Raw genomic sequence first — 7,126 nt, 5'->3', positions numbered from 1 at the left:
GATATTTGAATGCAGTCCAATGTGGCAGGGAAGAATCCCCTCACAGATTTGATTGGGCTTGCATGCCTATATTTGGAATGCAGCCCAATGTGGGAGGGGGCTTGCTCCCGATGGCTTTGTGTCAGGCTGGCACCTGCCGATTGGCGTACATCCGGCATTCTGCCAACAGCGCGAGCAAGTTCGGGTCGCGCTCTTTGGCTTTCAAGAACACTACGCCAATGTGCTGCTGCAACCGATACCGGGGTTGCAGCGGTATGAGTTTCACGCGGTTTTCATACACCGCCGCAATCCTTCCCGGCAGCAACGCGTAACCCACCCCCGAGCTGACCATACTCAACAGGGTGAAGATGTCGTTCACCTGCATCGCCACCTTCGGCTCGAACCCCGCTTGCTTGAACACACGGTTGCCATCCTGGTGGGTGGCGAAGCCTTGGGTGAGCGTGATGAACGTGGCATCGCGCACGTCGGCGAGGTCGATTTTCTGCTCGCGGTCGAACGGCGAATCCGCCGGGGTGGCCAAAAAGATGTCGTCGGTAAACAGCGCAATCTGTTCGCAGTCGGGGTCGTTGGCGCGCTCGTCGAGGGAGATGAGGATAGCGTCCACTTCCATGTTCTTGAGCTTGTACAGCAGGTCGAAATTGGAACCCAGAATCAGGTCGATGTTGAGTTCGCTGCGGCGGATTTTCAGGCCCATGATCAGTTGCGGCACGGTCTTCACCGTCAGCGAATACAGCGAGCCGAGCTTGAAGCGCTCGGCGGAAAAACCGGCAGCTTCGCGGGTCAGGCGCACGCTGTCGACCACGTCGGCCACCAGCTTTTGCGCGCGCTCTTCCAGCACATAGGCGCTTTCCAGCGGGGTGAGGTTGCGCCCTTCGTGTTTGAACAATGGGCAGCGCAGCGCGTTTTCCAGCGAGTGGATGGCGCGGTGCACGCTGACGTTGCTGGTGTGCAACTCGGCGGCGGCGCGGGCCAGGTTGCCGGTGCGCATGAACGCCAGGAAGATCTCGAGCTTCTTGAGGGTGAATTCTTCGTCGATCAGCATGGCCGTGGCTCTTGTTCGAATGCGCTCGATTGTGCCCCGATAACAACGGTCTTGCACTCTGCTGCGCAACGCTGGACCCTTATAGGTGAATCGCTAACGAGAGCTGGAGGTCAGTGGCACATGTATCACGGGGAACGATTCAACGCCTGGAGCCATTTGCTCGGGGCGGTTGCAGCCTTTGTTGGCGCAGTGTGTATGTTGGTGGTGGCGAGCCTGGACGGCAGCCCCTGGAAGATTGTCAGCGTGGCGATTTATGGCTTTACGCTGCTGGTGCTGTACAGCGCGTCGACGGTGTACCACAGCGTGCGCGGGCGGCGAAAAGAGATCATGCAGAAGGTCGATCACTTCTCGATCTACCTGCTGATCGCCGGCAGCTACACGCCGTTCTGCCTGGTCACGTTAAGAGGCCCGTGGGGGTGGACGCTGTTCGGTATCGTCTGGGGGCTGGCGGTGATCGGCATTCTGCAAGAGATCAAGCCGCGCTCCGAGGCACGCATTCTGTCGATCGTGATTTACGCGGTGATGGGCTGGATCGTGCTGGTGGCGGTCAAGCCGCTGATCGCTGCGCTGGGGACGGCGGGGTTTGTGTGGCTGGCGTCGGGCGGGGTGTTGTACACCGTGGGCATTATCTTTTTTGCCCTGGAGGATCGCCTGCGGCATTCCCATGGGATCTGGCATCTGTTTGTGATCGGCGGGAGTTTGCTGCATTTCGTGGCGATCATGCATTACGTGCTTTAACCGCCAACGCGTGCAAAAGGTGGGAGGTGGCGTGCTCCCGATAGCGGTGGGTCGGCCCGTACATTTGCCGTCTGATACACCGTCATCGGGAGCAAGCCCCCTCCCACATTTCACTGGGTACCACTGAGATACCGAGCCGCCTGCACAATGCTGCTCCCACCTTCTTGCAGGGTTAGAAGTCGCCCCACAGTTGTTGCGCCACGGCCAGCGCCACCACTGGCGCGGTTTCGGTGCGCAGCACGCGCGGGCCGAGGCGGGCGGCATGGAACCCGGCGCGTTGGGCGGTGTCGACTTCAAGGTCGGTCAAACCGCCTTCAGGGCCGATCAAGAAGGCCAGGCTGACAGGCTTCGCATGGCTGACCAGCGGCTCGGCCACCGGGTGCAATACCAGCTTCAAATCCGCCTCGGCCTGCTTCAGCCAGTCCGCCAGCAACAGTGGCGGGTGAATCACCGGCACTGTGGAGCGCCCGCATTGCTCGCACGCGCTGATCGCCACTTGGCGCCAGTGCAACAGACGTTTGTCGGCACGTTCGTCCTTGAGGCGCACTTCACAGCGGTCGCTGAAAATCGGCGTGATTGCATTCACGCCCAGTTCGGTGGCTTTCTGAATCGCCCAGTCCATGCGCTCACCGCGCGACAGGCCCTGGCCGAGGTGGATATGCAGCGGCGATTCAGCCTGGCCGGCGAAGTGTTCGGTGAGTTGCACGCTGACGCGCTTTTTGCCGACTTCCAGCAACGTGCCCAAAAACTCCTGGCCGGAGCCGTCGAACAGTTGCACGGCGTCGCCTTCGCTCATGCGCAACACGCGGCTGATGTAATGCGCCTGGGCTTCCGGTAATTCGAACTCGCCGAGGCTCAGCGGGATGTCGGTGAAAAAGCGGGACAGTCTCATTTCTGTTCTCTGAAAAATGTACGAAGCCTAAGGGGCGGCAGTGTTCAGTGTGACGGGCATGCTTATTGTGGCAAACAGGCCCGCTCACCACGCTAGCCGGTACGCCCTGGATTACCGATTAGCCCGGATCACGAAAGCCTGGGTGAAAGTCCTTGGGCACGGCCACGCTGACGTTGCTGTTGGTCGCAATATCAATCCCTTCACTGGCCACTTCAGCCAAAAAGTCGATCTGCTCCGGCGTGATCACATACGGCGGCAAGAAGTACACCACGCTGCCCAATGGCCGCAACAGCGCGCCGCGCTCCAGAGCGTGCTCGAACACCTTCAAGCCACGGCGTTCCTGCCACGGGTAGGCGGTTTTGGTGGCTTTATCCTGGACCATCTCGATCGCCAGCACCATGCCGGTTTGGCGCACTTCCGACACGTGCGGGTGGTCCACCAGGTGCGCGGTGGCGGTGGCCATGCGCTGCGCCAGGGCCTTGTTGTTCTCGATGACGTTGTCTTCTTCAAAAATATCCAGCGTCGCCAGGGCCGCCGCGCACGCCAGCGGGTTACCGGTGTAGCTGTGCGAGTGCAGGAAGGCGCGCAGGGTTGGGTAGTCGTCGTAGAACGCGTCGTACACATCGTCGGTGGTGACCACCGCCGCCAAGGGCAGGTACCCGCCGGTGAGGGCTTTGGACAGGCACAGGAAATCCGGGCGGATGCCGGCTTGTTCACAGGCGAACATAGTGCCGGTGCGGCCGAAGCCCACGGCGATTTCGTCGTGAATCAGGTGCACACCGTAACGGTCGCAGGCTTCACGCAGCAGCTTGAGGTACACCGGATGGTACATGCGCATGCCGCCGGCGCCCTGAATCAGCGGTTCGACGATCACCGCCGCAACGCTGTCGTGATTCTCGGCGAGGGTCTGTTCCATGGCCTTGAACAGGTTGCGCGAGTGTTCTTCCCAGCTCATGCCCTCGGGGCGCAGGTAGCAATCCGGGCTCGGCACCTTGATGGTGTCGAGCAGCAGCGCCTTGTAGGTTTCAGTAAACAGCGGCACGTCGCCCACCGACATCGCGGCAATGGTTTCGCCGTGGTAGCTGTTGGTCAGGGTGACGAAGCGCTTTTTGTTCGGCTGGCCACGGTTGAGCCAGTAGTGAAAGCTCATCTTCAACGCGACTTCGATGCACGACGAACCGTTGTCGGCGTAGAAGCAGCGCGTCAGGCCTTCGGGCGTCATCTTGACCAGGCGCTCCGACAGCTCAATCACCGGCTGGTGGCTGAAACCCGCGAGTATCACGTGCTCCAGCTGGTCCACCTGGTCTTTGATGCGCTGGTTGATACGCGGGTTGGCGTGGCCGAACACATTGACCCACCAGGAGCTGACAGCATCAAGGTAGCGCTTGCCTTCGAAGTCTTCCAGCCAAACGCCTTCACCGCGCTTGATCGGGATCAGCGGCAGTTGCTGGTGGTCTTTCATCTGGGTGCAGGGATGCCACAGCACCGCGAGGTCGCGTTGCATCCACTGGTTATTCAAGCCCATCGTCTATCTCCTCGAAGCGGTCCTGCGGCCGGCGCAGGTGAAACAATCGCGCAAGCCTATGCAATGCCAGGCTGTGCCACAACCCATTGCAGGCCTGAAGAATGAATTCGCCGTAAACGCAGGACGATCTGTCACGTTTCTTGGGAATAGTCCTTAATTGATTGTTAACGTACTGTGCATAATCTCAAGATCGTATTTCTCGATAGTTCAAAGCGAAATTTTCGGCTTTAATCCGATAGGTAAATCGCTAGTCTTTGGCACAGCTAATACGGAAGTTGGGACATGCAGTTACGTAATTCATCGGCCCGCTATGGGTGGGTCAGCATTGTTTTGCACTGGGGCGTAGCCTTGGTAGTGTTCAGTTTGTTCGCGCTGGGCTTGTGGATGGTCGGCCTCGACTACTACAGCACCTGGCGCAAAGAGGCGCCCGACCTGCACAAAAGCATTGGCATCACGCTGTTCGCCATCATGCTGATACGCATCGTCTGGCGCCTGCTTAGCCCGCCGCCGCCCGCGCTGGCCAGCTACAGCCGTTTGACGCGTATTGGGGCTGCGTTCGGCCATGCGTTCCTGTATGTCGGGCTGTTTGCCGTGATGATTGCCGGTTACCTGATTTCCACCGCAGACGGTGTCGGTATTCCGGTGTTTGGCCTGTTTGAGATTCCTGCCGTGGTTTCCGGGCTACCGGACCAGGCAGACACCGCCGGCGTGGTGCATTTGTACCTCGCCTGGGTGTTGGTGGTCTTCGCCGGTTTGCACGGCCTGGCTGCCTTGAAACACCACTTTATCGATCGTGATGCGACCCTCACGCGAATGCTGGGGCGCAAAGCCTGATGTTCAACCTCGACTCACAAGGAATAGAAAGCATGTTGAAAAAGACGCTCGTTGCTCTGGCACTCGGTTCTGCCCTGCTGTCTGCAGGCTCGGTAATGGCCGCTGACTACAAAATCGACAAAGAAGGCCAACACGCCTTCATCGACTGGAAAATCAGCCACCTGGGTTACAGCTACATCCACGGTACTTTCAAGGATTGGGACGGTACGTTCAGCTGGGATGCCGCCAAGCCTGAGGCCAGCAAAATCGCAGTCGACGTGAAAACCGCCAGCCTGTGGTCCAACCACGCAGAACGTGACAAGCACATCGCCAGCAAAGATTTCCTGGACGTTGCCAAGTTCGCCGACGCCAAGTTCGTGTCTACCGCGGTTAAATCCACCGGCGAGAAAACCGCTGACGTGACCGGCGACCTGACCTTTCACGGCGTGACCAAGCCTGTCACCTTCAAGGCTACCTTCAACGGTGAAGGCAAAGACCCATGGGGCGGCGAACGTGCTGGCTTCAACGCCACCACCACGCTGAACCTGAACGACTTCGGCATCAAAGGCCCAGGCCCGTCTTCGCAGACCCTGGACCTGGACATCTCGCTGGAAGGTGTCAAAGCGAAGTAATTATTCGCTGTTTTGCACGCACAGCGCCGGCCTCAGGGTCGGCGTTTTGCTGCCTGGCGGTCTATAAACCAGCTTGATAGGCCAGCACCTGTTCTTTCAGCCAAGTGTGCAGCACGGTTAACTGCGCTGAATGTTTACTGCCCACCGGCCAGACCAGAAAGTAGCGTGAAGGGTGCGCCGGTTCGATGTCGGTGAGTCTGACCAGGTCCCCGCGTTGAATCAGTGAATGGGCAATGGAGCGGCGCGTCAACGCGATCCCGTGCCCCAGCCTGACCGCTTCGAGCATCAACGTAGACTCGGTAAACTCCACTGAGGCTTGAGGGCGTTGGCCTTCCAGGCCCGCAGCGCCGAGCCAGATCGGCCAGCTTTCACTGGCGTGCAGCAGCGGCTGCTGCAGAATGGCTTGCGCGGTGCCTGGCAGAACGCCGTGGTTGAAGTCGCGCGCGGCGACCACCAGCAATGAGTCGCCCATCAGCGTTTCGCAATGCACATCGGGCCATTGCCCATGGCCGAAGCGAATGGCGCAATCCAGCGGGCCCTGCTCGAAGCTGGCGAACGCCATGCTCGACTCCAACCTCAGGTGCACCTCGGGGTGGGCGCGCCTGAAATCATGCAAGCGCGGCAGTAACCAATGCATGGCGTAGGAGGGCAGCACTGAAATGCTCAGTTGCGCGTGTTTGGTTTTCGCCAGCAGTTTTTCCGTGACGCTGGCGATCTCGCCCAGCGCTTGCCTGATCTGGTAGGCGTACACACGGCCCTCATCGGTCAGCGCCAGGGAGCGTTTGTTACGCAGCACCAGCGCTATCTCTACATACTCTTCAAGAGACCGAATTTGATGGCTGACGGCGCTGTGGGTGACGTGCAGCTCGGCGGCGGCCAGGGTCACCTTGCCTAGCCGGGCCAATGCTTCGAAGGCGCGAAGTGCGGCGAGTGGAGGAAGTTTCAATGTATGAATTCCGTTCACATAAAAGCCCAATAATAGCCGCTATACGTGAAATCAGTGGTCTGTCGATAATGCGCGACAGGTTATTTATTTAAATAACCGCGTGCTGAACATCGGGAGTTGTGAGCCGTGATAGATGAAATTCAAGCGTTTCTGAAGGACTACTTTAATGTGCTGCAAACCCAGGATTTGAGCACATTCGATAAAGTCTTTCACCGTGGCTGCGTGCTTTATAGCGCGCAGAATGCGCAGGTGGTTGTGCGACCTTTTGCCGAGTATCGGAGCATGGTTCAAGGCCGAAAGTCGCCACAAGAAGGCGGTTTTCCGCAACTTGATGAAGTGCTGATGATTGACGTGATGTCTGCAGAAATGGCCATCGTGAAAGTGCGTCTGCGCTTGTTCAATAATGTAATGGTCGATTATTTGAATCTGATGAAAGTTGAGGGGCGCTGGATGATCTTCGCCAAACTATTTCATAAAGCGGGCGAGGCGGCTGATCAATAAATTAACCGCCGGATGCAAAAACGCCCCGATTAATCGG

General features: G+C 58.7%; 8 protein-coding genes. 4 read left to right on the top strand and 4 right to left on the bottom strand.

The annotated features are described in order from the left end of the window. Positions 1 to 121: 121 nt before the first annotated feature. Positions 122 to 1,042 (bottom strand): LysR family transcriptional regulator, encoded by a 921-nt coding sequence (locus F0169_RS17280; RefSeq protein WP_152747168.1) that lies wholly within the window; start codon positions 1,040 to 1,042, stop codon positions 122 to 124. A gap of 120 nt (positions 1,043 to 1,162) precedes the next feature. Between F0169_RS17280 and trhA the strand changes: the two genes are divergently transcribed. Further along, positions 1,163 to 1,780 (top strand): PAQR family membrane homeostasis protein TrhA, encoded by a 618-nt coding sequence (gene trhA, locus F0169_RS17275; protein ID WP_058415125.1) that lies wholly within the window; start codon positions 1,163 to 1,165, stop codon positions 1,778 to 1,780. 172 nt (positions 1,781 to 1,952) lie between these two features. Here the strand turns inward: trhA and F0169_RS17270 are convergent, their stop codons facing one another. Then, a complete protein-coding gene (locus F0169_RS17270) occupies positions 1,953 to 2,672 on the bottom strand; it encodes a 16S rRNA (uracil(1498)-N(3))-methyltransferase (protein ID WP_152747167.1) in 720 nt (239 codons plus the stop codon). 118 nt (positions 2,673 to 2,790) lie between these two features. Further along, a complete protein-coding gene (locus F0169_RS17265; protein ID WP_122251146.1) occupies positions 2,791 to 4,197 on the bottom strand; it encodes an adenosylmethionine--8-amino-7-oxononanoate transaminase in 1,407 nt (468 codons plus the stop codon). A 282-nt stretch (positions 4,198 to 4,479) separates the two neighbouring features. Between F0169_RS17265 and F0169_RS17260 the strand changes: the two genes are divergently transcribed. Beyond that, positions 4,480 to 5,031, top strand: coding sequence for a cytochrome b (locus F0169_RS17260; protein ID WP_058415128.1), 552 nt, complete (start codon positions 4,480 to 4,482; stop codon positions 5,029 to 5,031). Positions 5,032 to 5,063: 32 nt separating this feature from the next. After that, positions 5,064 to 5,642 carry a YceI family protein gene (locus F0169_RS17255; RefSeq protein WP_058415129.1) on the top strand — a complete coding sequence of 193 codons (579 nt, stop codon included), beginning with the start codon at positions 5,064 to 5,066 and terminating at the stop codon, positions 5,640 to 5,642. Between the two features lie 61 nt (positions 5,643 to 5,703). Here F0169_RS17255 and F0169_RS17250 read toward each other — a convergent pair whose 3' ends face one another. Next, positions 5,704 to 6,588, bottom strand: a complete 885-nt coding sequence (locus F0169_RS17250) for a LysR substrate-binding domain-containing protein (RefSeq protein WP_122251144.1) — start codon at positions 6,586 to 6,588, stop codon at positions 5,704 to 5,706. Between the two features lie 126 nt (positions 6,589 to 6,714). Between F0169_RS17250 and F0169_RS17245 the strand changes: the two genes are divergently transcribed. Further along, the gene (locus F0169_RS17245; protein ID WP_172979465.1) at positions 6,715 to 7,089 is read left to right on the top strand and encodes a nuclear transport factor 2 family protein; all 375 of its coding nucleotides are present in this window, start codon (positions 6,715 to 6,717) and stop codon (positions 7,087 to 7,089) included. Positions 7,090 to 7,126: the final 37 nt, after the last annotated feature.

The organism is Pseudomonas kitaguniensis (assembly GCF_009296165.1).
Taxonomy (GTDB): Bacteria; Pseudomonadota; Gammaproteobacteria; order Pseudomonadales; family Pseudomonadaceae; genus Aquipseudomonas; species Aquipseudomonas kitaguniensis.
Note: the sequence above shows the minus strand (reverse complement) of the source record. Positions and strands in the feature narration are given on the sequence as shown.